Below are 14,627 nucleotides of genomic sequence, written 5' to 3'. Positions count from 1 at the left end.
GCCCGTTACTAACTGAACTGGAGTGTCTGGTCATGCATAAGCCTCACCTGTTGGTTGCCGCTTTATCCTTGGGATTCTGTGCTCAATGGGCGGTTGCCGCGCCCGTGGTTCCGGAGCGCTTGCTCAAGGTCGACAAACTCGTCTATTGCTCGGGCATGGATTCGCCGCCCCTGGTGTCCTTCGATGAAGCGCAGAAGCCCAGGGGCTTGACCGTTGACCTGGGGCTGGAAATCGCCAAGCGCCTGGGCGACAAAAAGGTCGAATGGCGCGTCATTCCCTTTTCCGGATTGCTCCCGGCCTTGCTGGCCAAGCAGTGCGACATGATCGTCGACCAGCTGTTCGACAAGCCCGAGCGCCGCGAGGTGATCGATATCGTCAACTACATGTACTCCAGCCAGGCGGTGGTCGTGCCCAAGGGCAATCCGAAGGGCCTCAAGACGCTCCCGGACCTCTCCGGACACAAGGTCGCGGTGCTCAATGGTTCCACCATCAAGACCCTGCTCGACGCCGAGAACGAAACCCTGGCCAAATCCGGCAAGCCTGGGATGAAGCTGGTGGTCTACAACACCGACACCGATGCTTTCCAGGCCCTGCGCATCAGCCAGGTCGATGCCTACGGCACCACCGTGGAAACCGCCGGTTATTACGCCGCCATGGCCCCGGATTTGTTCGAGGAAGGGGTTCCCGCGTTCAGCCGGATTCTCACCGGCCTCGGGATCCGCAAGGACGATCCGCAACTGACGGCGGCGGTGCAGCAGGTGATCAGCGACATGCGCAGCGATGGCAGCTATAGCCAACTCCTCAGCAAATGGCATGTCGCCAGTGACACTCTCGATTGAGGTAAGGCGTCGATGAATTTCAATTGGGATGTGTTTTGGCAGTACCTGTTGCAGCCCAGCGGGGTCTACCTCACCGGGCTGTGGCTGACTTGCCTGATCAGTGTGTTGGCGATGCTGTTGGGCTGTGCGCTCGGGCTGGCCGCGGCGTTGCTGCGGTTGTCGAGCAATCCGTTGCTGCATTTGCCGGTGCGCTTTTATGTGTGGCTGATGCGTGGCACGCCGTTGCTGGTGCAGATTGTCTTTCTCTACACCGCACTGGCCGCCGGCGGGATTTTTCGTTTCGAAGACATCGACCTGTTCGGCCTGGTGATTCCCGGCAATATCCAAGCGGCGATCATTGCCTTGGGCCTCAACGAAGGTGCCTACATGGCCGAGATCATCCGGGCCGGGATCGGCGCGGTGGACAAGGGCCAATACGAGGCCGGGCGCTCCCTGGGCATGACGTTCGCCAAGCTGATGCGGCGCATCGTCCTGCCCCAGGCGTTCCGAGTCATCGTTCCGCCGCTGGGCAACGAGTTCAACGTGATGCTCAAGAACACCACGTTGGTCAGCGTGATCGGCGTACAGGAACTGCTGCTCAGCACCCAGATGGTCACTTCGGCGACGTTCCGGGTGTTCGAACTGTACCTGGTGGTGGCGATCTATTTCCTGCTGCTGACCACCCTTTGGGGATTCTTCCAGCGCTGGCTGGAGGCCCGCTTCGGCCAATCGGACCGGCCCTCGTCACCACCGCCGGCGTCGACGCGGATGTTCGGTCGCAGCACCCTGAACCTGCTGAGGGCACGTTAGCCATGGCGCACAAAAGTGAAGAACTGATCATCGAGGCACTGGAGGTTCACAAATCCTTTGGCGAGCTGCAGATCCTCAAGGGCATTTCCCTGCAAGTGCGGCGCGGTGAAGTGGTGGTCCTGATCGGGGCCTCCGGCTCCGGCAAGACCACCTTTATCCGCTGCATCAATCTGCTGGAAGACATCCAGGGCGGGCGCATCCGCGTCAATGGCCGGGCCATGGGCTATCGCGAACGGGCCGATGGCAGCCTGGTGCGCGACTCGGAGCGCAACATCGCCCGCCAGCGCCGGGATATCGGCATGGTGTTCCAACGCTTCAACCTGTTCCCCCACATGACGGCGTTGGAGAACATCATTGAGGCGCCGATCCAGGTGCTCGGGATGCCTCGTGCCGAAGCGCTGGAGCAGGCCCGTGTTTTGCTCGAGCGGGTTGGCCTCGCAGATAAGGCCAACCACTACCCCTCCATGCTCTCCGGCGGGCAACAACAGCGGGTGGCGATCGCCCGTGCCCTGGCCATGAAACCCCAGGCCATGCTGTTCGACGAGCCCACCAGTGCCCTCGACCCGGAAACCGTTGGCGAGGTGTTGCAAGTGATGAAGGCGTTGGCGGAGGAGGGCATGACCATGGTGGTGGTGACCCATGAAATGGGGTTTGCCCGCGAGGTGGCCGACCGTGTGGTGGTCCTGGATCAGGGCGAGCTCATCGAGCAAGGTCCGCCGGAGCAGATCTTCAGTCATCCCGTTCACCCTCGTACCCGGGCGTTCCTCAGTCGGGTGTTATGACCCGTCCAGCCGATGCCCCTGGAACGCAACCGAATCAAAATCCGGTCAATGAACCCTTGTGTTGAAGAGCCTTAGCCATGCTGAAATTTTCTGCCCACGAGTACCCTTATCCCTCGCAACGCCAGAGCGTTTTTGCCCGTCGGGGCATGGTCGCCGCGTCCCAGCCCCTGGCGGCCCAGGCGGGTATCGAGATGATGCAAAAGGGCGGCAATGCCATCGATGCCGCCATCGCCACGGCGGCGGTGCTGACGGTGGTCGAGCCCACCGGTTGCGGCATTGGCGGTGACGCCTTCGCCTTGGTCTGGTGCAAGGGCCAACTGCATGGCCTCAACGGTAACGGTCATGCCCCGGCAGCCCTGAGTGTCGAAGCGGTCAAGGCGGCCGGTCATGAGCAGATGCCGATTCATGGCTGGACCCCGGTGACTGTTCCGGGTTGCCCATCGGCCTGGGCCGAGTTGTCGCTACGCTTCGGCAAGCTGCCTTTTGCCCAGTTGTTGCAACCGGCAATCAGCCTCGCGCGGGACGGTTTTGCCGTGTCACCGGTGGTTGCCCATCAATGGCAGGTCGCCGTGGACGAGCTCGCACCCGATCGCGACCAGGTCCTGGAGGCCTGGTTCGATACCTTCCTGATCGAGGGCCGCGCGCCCCGGGCCGGCGAGATCTTCCGCAACCCCGCCCAAGCCCGCACCCTCGAAGAACTGGCCGCCACCCGCTGCGAAAGCCTGTATCGCGGCACGTTGGCCGAGCGCCTGGATGCCCATTCCCGCGCCACGGGTGGCTACCTGCGGGCCACCGATCTCCAGGATTATCGAGCCCAGTGGGTCGAGCCGATCCACGTCAACTACCGCGGGGTCGATGTCTGGGAGATCCCGCCGAGTGGCCAGGGCCTGGTGGCCTTGATGGCGCTGAAGATACTCGAAGGCTTCAGCTTCGATCACCGTGACAGCCAGCAGACCTGGCATCGCCAACTGGAGGCTATGAAGCTGGCCTACAGCGATGGCCTGCACTACATCACCGACCCGTTGCACATGCGCGTGGCGGTGGCTGATTTACTGAGTGACGAATACAGCGCCCGACGCCGCGGGCAGATCGGTGAACAGGCCCAGCCTCCCAAGCCCGGTGATCCCCATGCCAGCGGCACGGTGTACCTGGCTACCGCTGACGGAGAGGGCAACATGGTTTCCTTCATCCAGAGCAACTACCACGGATTCGGTTCCGGCGTGGTGCTGCCCGACAGCGGTATCGCCCTGCAGAATCGTGGACAGGAGTTCAGTCTCGACGCGAAACACGCCAACTGCCTGGCCCCGGGCAAGAAGACCTTCCACACCATCATCCCTGGCTTCCTCACCCAGAACGGCCAGGCCCTCGGTCCTTTCGGCGTGATGGGCGGCTATATGCAGCCCCAAGGGCACGTGCAGATGGTCATGAACCTGGTGGATTTCGGCCTCAACCCGCAGGCGGCCCTGGACGCGCCGCGTTGGCAATGGCTGGGCGGGATGAAGGTCGGGATTGAGCAAGGTGCCCCCCGCGACTTGGCCAATGCCTTGGCCCGGCGTGGTCATCAGGTGCAGATCGCCAGCGACTTGACCGACTACGGGCGCGGTCAAATCATACTGCGCGACCCTGTCAGCGGTGTGTTGTGTGGTGGGACCGAACCGAGGGCGGATTCCCATATCGCGGTCCTATAAGTTTGCGCTTAGGGCCGCGGCGCTCAACGATCAGCAGGCCCTTCAAAGCGACTGCTTGAGGAAGTGCGCAAACTCACGCGCCAGTTGTGACGGCTCCTCCTGCGAGGGGAGCAGCAGCGCGATGTCGTACTTGATTGCAGGCTTGAAGGGCTTGAGGACCAGGTTGCGGGTGAAGGGTCGGCTGACCACCGGATCGACGATCCCGACACCCATTCCGGCGCCGACCAATTCGCATGCCGTGGCGAAGAATTCTGTCTCGGCCACCACGTTCCAGGATGACCCGTACGCCGAAAAGGCCATGGCCAACTGCTGGTAGATCGGGTCGCCCTTGAACAGCGAAACGAATGGCACGCCATCCAGGTCCGCCGGGGTAATCACGTCCAGTTCTGCAAGGGGGTGACCGATCGGCACCATGCACTGGCATTCATAGGAAATCACCTCCATGCACGATGTCGGGTAGTCGAGCGGCAGTTCGGCAATGGCCATGTCGAATTGCTGCGTAGTGATCAACTCGCGAACGGACTGGGAGTTTCGGGTGATGATCTTGAGCTCCAGGCCCGGGCGCTCTTTAGCGAATTCGGCCATCAAGCGGGGCAGCAGACTGATGGAAATGCTGGCGTAGGCGGCGATCGCCAGATGGCCGCGTTTTCCTGTGCGGATTTCCTTGGCGATGCGCTGGGTTTTCTCCACGGCCTCCAGCGCCCGCTCAGCCTCGACGAAAAACAAGCGGGCTTCAGGGGTGGGTTGCAAGCGTCCGCCTTTGCGCACGAACAACTTGAGACCGGTTTCATGTTCCAGGTTGGCGATGGTACTGCTGATGGCCGGCTGAGAAATATTCAAAAGCTCTGCCGCGCGGGTCATGGTGCCGTGGATCATCAAGGTTCTGAAGCACTCAAGCTGCCGGATTCGCATGGGCCACCCTATAGATTTAACTTATACCGGGGCCACTTTATATTATTGGTTTGAGGGTTTCTTCTGTGTTTTCCTTGGATTGCAGGTACACGGTCCGCCGTCCATCAGCTCGCAGAGGAGAACAGCGACATGAATACAATGGCTTCGACTTGCCCCGGTGAGCGGGTCCTTTTGCCTGCTCGGCGGGGTGTCGCGATCCGGCTGAATCAGGGGCAAGCCCTCCAGGTGATCAACACCCATGGCAAACAGGTCGTAGACACCTGGGCCTTCAACCCGGACGACCTCCGGGAAGCCATGTCCATGGAGCACAGTCGTCCCTACTGGTTGAAGCTCAACCCCGGTCAAGGTGACAGTTTCCTGACCAACAAACGCCGTCAGATCCTGACGCTCATCGAGGACACCACGCCGGGTGTCCACGACACACTGGTCGCCGCTTGTGATCCGACTCGTTACGTTCAACTGGGCGTTGTCGGCCATCATGACAGTTGCAATGAAAACCTCTTTCAGGCCCTGGACGCCATCGGCTTGGTTGCGCCCGAAACGCCGAGCCCCTTGAACCTCTTCATGAACGTTCCCGTTCATCAGGACGGGCGGATTGCGTTCGCCGAGCCTGTCAGTCAGCCTGGGCAATATGTCTGCCTCAAAGCGGAAATGGACGCTATTGTGGTGCTGTCCGCTTGCCCCCAAGACATCACGGCAGTCAATGGGATGTGGCCCCAGGACGTTCACTACTGCATCCTCTGACAGACCGCCAAACCTGCTGGCGGAAGTGGTCTGTCAGCAGGACACTGAAGCCGTCACAAGCACCTCAGTCGGGTGTCCGGAGAAAGCCATGCGCAAAATACCGCCTCTGAATTCCGTGCGAGCGTTTGAGGCTGTCGCACGTCACCAGAGTTTTTCTGCCGCTGCCAACGAGCTTTCTGTAACGGTCGCCGCGGTCAGTCATCAAGTTCGGCAATTGGAAGACGGGTTGGGGCAGAAGCTTCTGGAAAGGGGCCGGACATTGACCCTCACGCCCGCCGGTAAAGCGATCTATCCGCTGTTGCGAGACGGTTTTGACCAGATTGCCCAGGCGTTCGCCCTGTTAGGCGGGGCAAAGGAGGGTGATGCCGTCCAGGTTTCCACCACGCGGGCATTCGCGGAGCGATGGCTCATGCCGCGCCTGGCGAAGTTCAACGAGATTTATCCGAACATCGTAGTGTCCATCCACGCCTCGGAGAAAGTCGTGGATCTGCGTTCAGACGCTGTCGATCTGGCGATTCGATATGGGCCGGTCGATGCTGATGTGCAGGGCCCCGTGCTGTTCGAGGACCGGTTCATCGCAGTCGCCGATAGGCGTATTTGCCCGGTCGACCGCAACGCAACGATGAGCGACTTTCATAATCGCCCGCTACTGGCGTTCAAATGGAAGAACCAGGCGCTCGAGGCGCCCTCATGGTCGGTCTGGCTGGCCGGGATGAAGCACGGCACGACCGGGGATTTGCGCATCTCCTGGTACAGCGAGGAAACCCTCGCGCTGCATGCGCTGGAGCGGGGCTTGGGGCCCTTGCTATGCAGCGATGTGTTGATTGACGATGAGCTTCGCTCCGGGCGCATTCGTCGGGTGGAGGGCCCCACCTTGCCAGGTTTTACCTACCATCTGATCGAAGGCCACAACGGCAGTCCACGGCGCAGCCTGGCATTGTTCAGGGAATGGCTCCTGGGCGAGGCTAGGTCATTCAGGGGCACTGCCTTGAATGACCTGGCAGGACATCAACTGGCGCTCACGTCCTGAGGAGAAAGTCAGGCCGGAGATAGCTGGCTGTGGCGTTCTTCAATCATTTGCCTGACCAGAACCGGAACGGCATCGAAGGCATTGGCGATGGAGGCTTCATGGCGAGCGTCGCCAAACTCCTGATAGTCGATGGAGATGACATGGGTTTCGTTTACGCCCAGATAGTGCGCACAGGTTTGTATGTGAGTGTCCAGGTGGTTCATGGTTTCACGAACGCCACCGGGACCGAATCCGAATTCACCGCGGGAAGACAGGATCACCAGCTTCTTGCCGCTCATGATGGGTTCCAACGGATAGTCGCCCCGGGCCAAGTCAAAGGTGAAGGTCTTTCCGATGCGAATCACTTTATCGAACCAGGACTTGAGGGCGGCCGGCATCCCGTAGTTGTACATCGGGGTGCCGATCACGATGACGTCGGCGCGATCGATCTCATCGATCAGTTCATCCGAGAGGCGAATCTCCTCGCGCTTTTCGGGTGTCAGGTGCTCTTCGGGCGTAAAGACCGCGGCAATCCAGGCTTCTGTCACGAAGGGCGGAGGGTTGTGTCCAACGTCACGGGCGATGATCTGGGTCTTGCCGTCGCGTTCAAGCCAGGCTTCGACAAATGCCTGGGACAATTTACGGCTCAGTGAGCGGTCGGATCGTGCGCTGGCATCGATGTGAAGAAGGGTGGTCATTTCATGTTTCCCGTTCATTCTGAAGTGGAATTACTTCAGCGACTGGAGCAAGTTGGCCACGCCCTCAGGTGTTCGGCTATTGACATTTATTTGAATGCAGTTAAATAAAACTCAATAAGCGATTTTTCTTTGTCGGTCGGTCTGGAAACTTCTTTGGTTTTCGCTGCGGGCGTGGATGTTTCATGTTTGGTTTGTTTGTGCAATTGAGAAGAACTTAATGCGGTGATTTTTCTAAAGGCCGGTTTAGTTATTATCAATTACCTAAACATGCAGGCCTCGCTTTAATGGCTCGGGGCGATTCACGTGGTCGCCGGTCAGCGAGGAAAACAATAATGTCAACGCGTCGTGAATCTGAAAATAGCTTAATGAATGAGGCCAATTATGATGCACTGGGCCTTGAGCCCGTGCCCGATTGCCAGCGTACTTCTACACCGTTGGACCAGTTCTGGATCTGGGCGGGAGCGAATGTGGCTCCGATCAACTGGGTGTTGGGTGCCATCGGTATCCAGCTGGGGCTGAGCCTGATTGAAACCCTGCTGGTGATCGTGGTCGGCAATCTGTTGGGCGCGGCCCTGTTCGGCGGCATCTGCATCATGGGTCACCGCACAGGGGTGCCGCAAATGGTGCTCTCCCGGCTGGCGTTCGGCCGACGCGGTGCCTACTTGCCCACCCTCATGCAGGTACTGATGCCGATGGGATGGGTCGCCACCAACACCTGGGTAGTGCTTGATTTGGCGGTGGCCGCCCTGGAAAGAGTCGGCATCAACGGTGGCATGGAGCTCAAGTACGCTATTGCCTTGGCCGTCATGGTCCTTCAGGTCGGTATCGCGGCCTGGGGCTTCAATGCCATCAAGTGCTTTGAACGCTACACCATGCCGGTGATTCTCCTGATCATGGTGGTGATGACCGGATTGGCCTTCACCCATGTGGATATCCAGTGGCAGACCTCCACGGTCGCGGGCATTGGCAAGCTGTCTGCCATGAGTAGCCTCATGACGGCAATCGGGATCGGCTGGGGTATTTCGTGGCTGGTATACGCCTCGGACTACACCCGTTTCACCCAGGCCAAACTGTCCGATGGCCAGGTGTTCCGGTCGACGTTTCTCGGGATGTTCCTGCCTACCGTGTGGCTGGCGTTTCTTGGCGCGGCGATTGCGTCCGCGGGTGCCGGCTCGGATCCAGCACAACTGATCATTGCCGTCTTCGGCACGATGGCGTTGCCGGTACTCCTGGTGCTGTTACATGGTCCGGTGGCCACCAACATCGTGGTCATTTACTCGGCCGCATTGGCAACGTTGTCCCTGGATCTACGATTGCCGCGCTGGGCGGTATCGACGATCTCAGGCGTGGTGGCGCTGTTCCTCCTTTATCTGTTCCTGCAATCGGGCGAGTTTGTGCATGCCTTCGAAAACCTGATGGTGTTTTTCGTGGTGTGGATCAGTCCTTGGGCGGGCATCACGCTGGTGGATTTCTTTCTGATTCGCCGGGGACAGGTCGATCTGAAGTCGCTTTATTGTCATCACTTGGAAAGTGCCTGCACTGACGTGAACTGGAAAGGCGTATTTGCACTTGCGGCCGGTGTGCTGGCGGCATGGTTATTTCAAGTGGGCACCATTAAATCGCTTCAAGGCCCTCTCGCCATGGCATTGGGCGGTATTGATTTATCCTGGCTGGCAGGGTTTGGCGTGGGCGGCGGTATTTATTACGTATTGCACCGTTCCCGACGAATAGAAGTTGTTCACTCGACGGTGATGGTTAAGTAAACGTTAGTGCTGTGAAACGATTCAATCATTAAAGAGGTTATTGCAAATGTCTCATCTTGAACAAACCAATGTACTGGCCGCGTTGAATGCCGGCGTCGAGATCGATGCGTTCCTGGGTAATGTCGTGGAGATTGCGATTGTGACCCGTGACCACAAGCGCACCATGGATGGCTTGCTCAAGCTGGGGATCGGCCCGTGGCGGGTATACACCTTCAGCCCGGAAAACACCCAGGACCAGACCTACCACGGTGAGCCGGCCGAGTTTGTGCTGAAAGTCTGCTTCGCCCAGTCCGGAAACATGATCTGGGAGTTGATGGAACCGGTGTCCGGCCCGACGATTTTTGCCGATTTCCTGGACAAGCATGGCGAAGGTATCCAGCACGTTGCGTATGACTGCAACAACATCCCGTTTGAAGACCGTATCGCTGAACTGCAACGCCGCGGCTTCAAGTGCGTGCAGTCCGGCTCCTGGATGGGCGTGAATCATTTCGCGTTCTTCGGCACCGAGGCCGATACCACCACCGTGTTTGAAACCTATGCTTTTCCTGCCGATTGGGATTACCCAGAGCCTGAGTCCTGGTATCCGCCGCGGGCATAAACTCACGCGGCATCACAGGCATGGTCCGGGCGCTGACCGCAGTTCACACGCCCGGGCTCGTGTCGGATATCCGCCATCTGCCGTTGGAATCAACCCTGCTTCCTGATAGCTGAGCAACCGGTTGCCGTCTATGACTTACGGACACGCGTCCATCAGCGTGACGCGTGAGTCGCGTGGTGAGAGGGCGCTGATGGTTGTCGCCGCCACGGCGAGCAGCGCACCCACTGCGGCAAGACCGATCCAGCCAGCCCGGTGCACGCCGTAGTTGCCCAGTGCCGCACCGACCGCGCCGCCGAGGAAGTATGACCCCATGAACACGGTATTGAGTCGGCTGCGCGCCTCTGGGCGCAGGGTATGAATCCGTGCCTGGTTCGCGACCAGACCAGTACGATTGCCGAGATCCAACAGCACCATGCCGATGATCAGCCAACCAAGGCTTCGTCCGCCGGCGGCGATGCAAGCGAAGCCCACGGCCAGAAAAATCGCGCCGGCCAGGGCTACGGTGCGTGCGCCCAGGCGGTCGGCCAATGCGCCTATGCGTGGCGATGCGACGATACCCAGCACAGTCACCAGGCCAAACAGGCCAATGGTGGTGGAACCGAAGCCGTAAGGTGGTTGTGTCAGCAGCGCAGCCAGCGTGGCCCACAGGGAACTGAAGGCGGCGAATATCAGGAAGCCGCTCGCTGCGCTGAAACGCAACACGCGCTCCTCGCGTAACAGGCTGCCCAACGAACGCATCAATTCGCCGTAGCGGATCGAGGCGACGCGGGGCATGGCCGGCAGGTTTTTGGCAACGATGACCAGTAACAGCCCATCGACGAGCGAGGCCATCAGGAATACCGCACGCCAACCCGCGTGCTCGCCGACCACGCCGCCGACCGTTCGTGCAAGCAATAATCCCGCCGACAGGCCGCTCAGCAAGGTGCCCACGACCCGGCCTCGCTCCACCGGTGCGGCCAGCCCCGATAGCGCAGGAATGATGAGCTGTGCGGTAACCGCCGTCACGCCCACCACCAAGCTGCTCGCGCACAGCAGCGCGAAGCTCGGCGCGGCGGCGCAGGCGAGCAACGCGGCGGTATTCGCGCCGATGGCCCACAGCGCCAGCCTGCGTGGCTGCCGGCAATCAGCGAGTGGCACGATGAGCAGCAGGCCGATGCCATAGCCGAGTTGTGTCAAGGTGGCGATCAGGCCAGCTTGTGTTGGCGTCAGCCCGAATGAGGCGGCCATCAGTGGCAGGAGTGGTTGGTGGTAATAAATGGCCGCTACGGCGAGGGCGCAACACACCGCCATCACGACAACCAGGCGAGCAGGGATCGTGTTCGATACCGCTGGGATTGACGACATGGCGCGCCCTTCAGTGCTGTTGCAAAGCCAGAGTCAGCGTGCGGGTATCGACGATGCTGTGGGCAAACGTCGGCCCGTTCAATTCGTGCGCCGCGTGCATCATCTCCGCGCTGAAAGCTGCCGTTGCGTCACGGACCAACGTCACGTGGTACCCCAGCTCCATGGCGAAGCGCGCTGTGGATTCAATGCAGGTGTTTGCCAACAGGCCTACGACGATCACATGAGTGATGCCTTGTTGCTTGAGCTGGAAATCAAGGTCGGTATTGGCGAATCCGCTCTGGCCCCAGTGCTCTTGGATGATGATGTCGCCATCCTCAGGCACGAAGTCAGGGTGCCATTCGCCGCCCCAGGTGCCCTTGGCGAACGTATGGCGTTGCTGGATCAGGCGTTGGGTCGGGTTGGGGTGTTGCCAATTGTCGTAGTCGCCGGGCTGCCAGCGGCGATGAGGAACGTAGAACACCTGGACGCCCTGTTGCCGGGCGGCCGCGACACTTGCGCGAAGGTTGTCGAGCAAGTGGACGTCCTGGGCAACGTTCTCCAGCAGGGGAAACAGCTTTCCACCGTTGGACAGGAAATCGTTATAGGGGTCGACCAACAGCAGGCCGGTTCGCGTTGGGGAATACACAGGCTGGGTCATTGCTGGATGCTCCGGTTGGATAGGCATGGATCATAGTAGCTATGAAAATCATATAGTCAATGATTTATGGGGTTACATGGCATTTTCAAACGAAATAACCTGATCTGTCCTTGTGTTACTATGAAAAAAATAGTGGCTGGAAAGCGAGCAGAAGATGCGAGACGAGACGAGCGAAACGATGTGCCCGGTGGCGCGCTCCGTCGATGTGGTGGGGGACAAGTGGACGACTCTGGTACTGCGCGAGTTGTACCTGGGCACGACCCGCTTCGAGGAAATCCAGATCCAGACCGGCGCGACGCCGCAGATGCTGACCTCGCGCCTCAAGGCACTGGAAGCCGACGGCATGGTCGAGCGACGGCCCTATAGCGAACGGCCGCTACGCTACGAATACCACCTGACAGATAAGGGATGGGATTTCTACCCGGTGATTTATGCGCTGCGCGCCTGGGGCGAAAAATGGTGTAAGCACGAGGACGATGGATTGGCGATGCACTTTGTGCACCGCGCGTGTGGTCATGACGTGGGTGTGGCCAGTGTTTGTCCGAACTGCGGTGTCGCTGTGGAACGCAAGGACCTGCAAGCGTCCATCAGCGAACGCTTTCTGGACGAGCGCACGGCTCGTCGGGAGGCTTACAAGCGCAAGCCGTCCTAGGGGCGCTTCGCTTCAGTCCGTACCGGTGCCCAGCACGATGCCTTGCGCCCTGAAATCATTGAGCGCAGCCACCCCGGCAGGAAGAAGTTCCTGCGCGGGGACACCTGCCGTTTCGGCCAGGGCGATCAGGTGCTCGTGGCCGCTGCGCGGAAATTCCGTCAGCGATACCAGCAAGCTGTACGCCAGTGGTGCAAGGCGTGAGAAGGTCACTTGGCCTTCATGACGCCGAAGCAGGAGCAAGGTAGGCGCCGGTGGCGGTTCAACAGGCTGGTGACCAGGCCCGATGTCGCACACTGACCAAAGGTAGGCGCGGGTCCAGGCCTGCGCCGAAACCACGGGTGTGCCTTGGATCAGGTCGCCGCGCGGATCATGGGCGGGGTCTTTCGCGTCGCTCAATAGGAGGGCGCTTTCACTCCATTCATGGTGCGCCAGTTCGACCAGCCACGCAGGGAAACCATGGCTATCGGCGCGTTGTTCGAGGTAGCTGACAAACTCACCGGCGATCTCGGTAAACAGCGGTGTCCGGCACCGATGCCCGGCATAGAAATCATTGACCAACCTCTGCCAGTCGGCCGTTGCCAGGGTGCGCCGGATGACTGGAAAGCTGCCCGCCAACAGTGAGTCGATATTACCGAGAAACAGTTGCCGATAGACGGCCAGGCGCCGGGTTTGCACCCCCGGCGGGCCCGGACGCCGCGGATCGCGCACGTAATCGGCCATGCAGCTCAGTTGTTCAAGCAATCGTTCGGACATGCTGCGCCTCCAATCCAGTTGGCAGGCCGAGCCGCTGGAGGTGCTTGATCTGGTCGACCTCCGCCAGGAGCTGCGGCAAGGGTGGGAAATTGAAGTCTCGTTCCAGCAGCGTCGGCACGGGCCCCAGTCGTTGGTAGGCCTGATGCAATAGCGCCCAGACGTCCTGCTTGACCGATGCGCCATGGGTGTCGATCTTCAGGTCGTCGGCCTCATCGTAATGCCCGGCGACATGCAGGTAAGTGACCCGTTGCGTCGGGACAGCCGCCAGGAACTGACTGGCGTCGTACCCGTGATTGATGGCGTTGACGTAGAGATTGTTGACGTCCAGCAGCAGGTCGCAATCGGCTTCATCGAGCACGGCCCGTATGAACTCGATCTCGCTCATGGCCTGGAAGGGCGCGGCGTAATAGGAGATGTTTTCCACCGCGATGCGCTGGCCGAGTACGTCCTGGGCTTGGCGTATGCGCGCCGCGACATGATGCACGGCCTCCTCGGTGAAGGGGATCGGCAGCAGGTCGTAGAGATGGCCCTGATCGGCGCAGTAGCTCAAGTGCTCGCTGTAGATAGTCACCGCGTAGCGATTCAGAAACTCACGTGTCCCGCGCAGCAGGTCAAGGTCAAGCGGCTGGGCGCCACCGAGCGACAGCGACAGCCCATGGCAGGTGAGCGGGTACCGCTCGGCCAACCGGTCCAGCTGTTGGACATAGGCCCCGCCGACGCCGATCCAGTTATCCGGGGCGCATTCGAGAAAGTCCACAGCGTCGGCGTCCATCGTCATGAGGTCCCCAAGCATGGCTCGGCGCAGGCCGAGCCCCGCGTTTGTGGGTGGGACGAGAATAGTCATGGCTGTCTCCGTACATGACAAAGCCCTCCTGGCGTGGCCGAGGAGGGCGGGCATGGATGAATTATTCCTTGGCCTGGCTCATGCGGGTGAACAACTCGGTGGGCACCTTCTTACCGTTGGCAGTGTATTGGCCGGTGCAGTACTTGTAGGTTTCCGCCTCGGACAGATACCCGTCGTGATTGCTGTCCATTTTTTCGAATTCAGCTTGCTGGGTCGGTGCGACGGCCAGGAATTCCTTCAGTGATACGCGATCGTCATGGTCGTTATCGGTACGGGCAAAGGAGGCGTCGCCACATTTGCCTTCACCGCATTTACCTTCCGACTGGCTGACTTTGTTGGTCGTGTTGGCCGCGCCACACTTGCCTTCACCGCATTTGCCCTCGGAGGTTTTCTCAGCTGAAGCCAATTGGTAGCCCTGGGGCAGGGCCTCCACTGCGAAGGCCGATTGGGCCAGGCTGAAGCCGCCGGAAATCGCCAGCGCGGCAAGCGCAAGTCGAGCGGTATTCAAGGTGTTTTTAGCGTGCATGTGTCATTTCTCCTGAGAAGCGCTATGTGTCCCCGGCAACGTTGCGCGG

The 14,627-nt window shown here is 60.1% G+C and carries 16 protein-coding genes; 9 read left to right on the top strand and 7 right to left on the bottom strand.

The annotated features are described in order from the left end of the window. Positions 1-32: 32 nt before the first annotated feature. The 4 genes from CD58_RS16640 to CD58_RS16625 all read left to right on the top strand — a co-directional run bounded on the left by CD58_RS16640 (position 33) and on the right by CD58_RS16625 (position 4,098). A complete protein-coding gene (locus tag CD58_RS16640; protein WP_025214132.1) occupies positions 33-839 on the top strand; it encodes an ABC transporter substrate-binding protein in 807 nt (268 codons plus the stop codon). Positions 840-851: 12 nt separating this feature from the next. Further along, positions 852-1,628, top strand: coding sequence for an amino acid ABC transporter permease (locus tag CD58_RS16635; protein ID WP_024616527.1), 777 nt, complete (start codon positions 852-854; stop codon positions 1,626-1,628). 2 nt (positions 1,629-1,630) lie between these two features. Then, positions 1,631-2,410 (top strand): amino acid ABC transporter ATP-binding protein, encoded by a 780-nt coding sequence (locus tag CD58_RS16630; RefSeq protein WP_025214131.1) that lies wholly within the window; start codon positions 1,631-1,633, stop codon positions 2,408-2,410. Between the two features lie 77 nt (positions 2,411-2,487). Then, complete coding sequence (locus tag CD58_RS16625) at positions 2,488-4,098, top strand: gamma-glutamyltransferase family protein (protein WP_025214130.1); 1,611 nt, start codon at positions 2,488-2,490, stop codon at positions 4,096-4,098. A gap of 42 nt (positions 4,099-4,140) precedes the next feature. Here CD58_RS16625 and CD58_RS16620 read toward each other — a convergent pair whose 3' ends face one another. Continuing rightward, the gene (locus CD58_RS16620) at positions 4,141-5,010 is read right to left on the bottom strand and encodes a LysR substrate-binding domain-containing protein (RefSeq protein ID WP_025214129.1); all 870 of its coding nucleotides are present in this window, start codon (positions 5,008-5,010) and stop codon (positions 4,141-4,143) included. 129 nt (positions 5,011-5,139) lie between these two features. Here CD58_RS16620 and CD58_RS16615 point away from each other — a divergent pair, with 129 nt between their 5' ends. Next, positions 5,140-5,754, top strand: a complete 615-nt coding sequence (locus CD58_RS16615) for a DUF1989 domain-containing protein (RefSeq protein WP_025214128.1) — start codon at positions 5,140-5,142, stop codon at positions 5,752-5,754. 88 nt (positions 5,755-5,842) lie between these two features. Beyond that, positions 5,843-6,784, top strand: a complete 942-nt coding sequence (locus CD58_RS16610; protein ID WP_025214127.1) for a LysR family transcriptional regulator — start codon at positions 5,843-5,845, stop codon at positions 6,782-6,784. An 8-nt stretch (positions 6,785-6,792) separates the two neighbouring features. Here CD58_RS16610 and CD58_RS16605 read toward each other — a convergent pair whose 3' ends face one another. Beyond that, entirely contained in the window at positions 6,793-7,461 is a 669-nt protein-coding gene (locus CD58_RS16605; protein WP_025214126.1) for an FMN-dependent NADH-azoreductase, read from the bottom strand. 332 nt (positions 7,462-7,793) lie between these two features. Between CD58_RS16605 and CD58_RS16600 the strand changes: the two genes are divergently transcribed. Both CD58_RS16600 and CD58_RS16595 read left to right on the top strand, forming a co-directional pair. Further along, positions 7,794-9,224: a purine-cytosine permease family protein gene (locus CD58_RS16600; protein WP_025214125.1), complete on the top strand. Its 1,431-nt coding sequence runs from the start codon at positions 7,794-7,796 to the stop codon at positions 9,222-9,224. A 46-nt stretch (positions 9,225-9,270) separates the two neighbouring features. Beyond that, positions 9,271-9,822: a VOC family protein gene (locus CD58_RS16595; protein ID WP_038436656.1), complete on the top strand. Its 552-nt coding sequence runs from the start codon at positions 9,271-9,273 to the stop codon at positions 9,820-9,822. A gap of 135 nt (positions 9,823-9,957) precedes the next feature. Here the strand turns inward: CD58_RS16595 and CD58_RS16590 are convergent, their stop codons facing one another. Both CD58_RS16590 and CD58_RS16585 read right to left on the bottom strand, forming a co-directional pair. Next, complete coding sequence (locus tag CD58_RS16590; protein ID WP_025214123.1) at positions 9,958-11,166, bottom strand: MFS transporter; 1,209 nt, start codon at positions 11,164-11,166, stop codon at positions 9,958-9,960. 10 nt (positions 11,167-11,176) lie between these two features. Beyond that, positions 11,177-11,803: an isochorismatase family cysteine hydrolase gene (locus CD58_RS16585; RefSeq protein ID WP_025214122.1), complete on the bottom strand. Its 627-nt coding sequence runs from the start codon at positions 11,801-11,803 to the stop codon at positions 11,177-11,179. Between the two features lie 154 nt (positions 11,804-11,957). Here CD58_RS16585 and CD58_RS16580 point away from each other — a divergent pair, with 154 nt between their 5' ends. Continuing rightward, on the top strand, positions 11,958-12,455 hold the full coding sequence (locus tag CD58_RS16580) for a winged helix-turn-helix transcriptional regulator (RefSeq protein ID WP_025214121.1): 498 nt from the start codon (positions 11,958-11,960) through the stop codon (positions 12,453-12,455). A 12-nt stretch (positions 12,456-12,467) separates the two neighbouring features. On the opposite strand, the gene CD58_RS16575 is transcribed toward CD58_RS16580, so the two are convergent. From CD58_RS16575 to CD58_RS16565, 3 genes are all read right to left on the bottom strand, one after another. Next, complete coding sequence (locus CD58_RS16575; RefSeq protein WP_025214120.1) at positions 12,468-13,208, bottom strand: DNA-binding domain-containing protein; 741 nt, start codon at positions 13,206-13,208, stop codon at positions 12,468-12,470. Continuing rightward, a complete protein-coding gene (locus tag CD58_RS16570) occupies positions 13,189-14,052 on the bottom strand; it encodes a DUF692 domain-containing protein (protein ID WP_025214119.1) in 864 nt (287 codons plus the stop codon). The genes CD58_RS16575 and CD58_RS16570 overlap by 20 nt, the downstream gene beginning before the upstream one ends. Positions 14,053-14,113: 61 nt before the next feature. Next, complete coding sequence (locus CD58_RS16565) at positions 14,114-14,578, bottom strand: hypothetical protein (protein ID WP_025214118.1); 465 nt, start codon at positions 14,576-14,578, stop codon at positions 14,114-14,116. Between the last annotated feature and the right edge of the window lie 49 nt (positions 14,579-14,627).

The sequence above is a fragment of the Pseudomonas brassicacearum genome (assembly GCF_000585995.1).
Lineage (GTDB): Bacteria > Pseudomonadota > Gammaproteobacteria > Pseudomonadales > Pseudomonadaceae > Aquipseudomonas > Aquipseudomonas brassicacearum_A.
This window is presented reverse-complemented; position numbering and strand designations above follow the sequence as displayed.

What these genes read in the sequence shown, in the direction of transcription:
- CD58_RS16585 (WP_025214122.1), bottom strand. Translation starts at nt 11,803, where the DNA reads ATGACCCAGCCTGTGTATTCCCCAACGCGAACCGGCCTGCTGTTGGTC.
- CD58_RS16575 (WP_025214120.1), bottom strand. Translation starts at nt 13,208, where the DNA reads ATGTCCGAACGATTGCTTGAACAACTGAGCTGCATGGCCGATTACGTG.
- CD58_RS16610 (WP_025214127.1), top strand. Translation starts at nt 5,843, where the DNA reads ATGCGCAAAATACCGCCTCTGAATTCCGTGCGAGCGTTTGAGGCTGTC.
- CD58_RS16615 (WP_025214128.1), top strand. Translation starts at nt 5,140, where the DNA reads ATGAATACAATGGCTTCGACTTGCCCCGGTGAGCGGGTCCTTTTGCCT.
- CD58_RS16640 (WP_025214132.1), top strand. Translation starts at nt 33, where the DNA reads ATGCATAAGCCTCACCTGTTGGTTGCCGCTTTATCCTTGGGATTCTGT.
- CD58_RS16580 (WP_025214121.1), top strand. Translation starts at nt 11,958, where the DNA reads ATGCGAGACGAGACGAGCGAAACGATGTGCCCGGTGGCGCGCTCCGTC.
- CD58_RS16570 (WP_025214119.1), bottom strand. Translation starts at nt 14,052, where the DNA reads ATGACTATTCTCGTCCCACCCACAAACGCGGGGCTCGGCCTGCGCCGA.
- CD58_RS16600 (WP_025214125.1), top strand. Translation starts at nt 7,794, where the DNA reads ATGTCAACGCGTCGTGAATCTGAAAATAGCTTAATGAATGAGGCCAAT.
- CD58_RS16590 (WP_025214123.1), bottom strand. Translation starts at nt 11,166, where the DNA reads ATGTCGTCAATCCCAGCGGTATCGAACACGATCCCTGCTCGCCTGGTT.
- CD58_RS16630 (WP_025214131.1), top strand. Translation starts at nt 1,631, where the DNA reads ATGGCGCACAAAAGTGAAGAACTGATCATCGAGGCACTGGAGGTTCAC.
- CD58_RS16595 (WP_038436656.1), top strand. Translation starts at nt 9,271, where the DNA reads ATGTCTCATCTTGAACAAACCAATGTACTGGCCGCGTTGAATGCCGGC.
- CD58_RS16605 (WP_025214126.1), bottom strand. Translation starts at nt 7,461, where the DNA reads ATGACCACCCTTCTTCACATCGATGCCAGCGCACGATCCGACCGCTCA.
- CD58_RS16635 (WP_024616527.1), top strand. Translation starts at nt 852, where the DNA reads ATGAATTTCAATTGGGATGTGTTTTGGCAGTACCTGTTGCAGCCCAGC.
- CD58_RS16565 (WP_025214118.1), bottom strand. Translation starts at nt 14,578, where the DNA reads ATGCACGCTAAAAACACCTTGAATACCGCTCGACTTGCGCTTGCCGCG.
- CD58_RS16620 (WP_025214129.1), bottom strand. Translation starts at nt 5,010, where the DNA reads ATGCGAATCCGGCAGCTTGAGTGCTTCAGAACCTTGATGATCCACGGC.
- CD58_RS16625 (WP_025214130.1), top strand. Translation starts at nt 2,488, where the DNA reads ATGCTGAAATTTTCTGCCCACGAGTACCCTTATCCCTCGCAACGCCAG.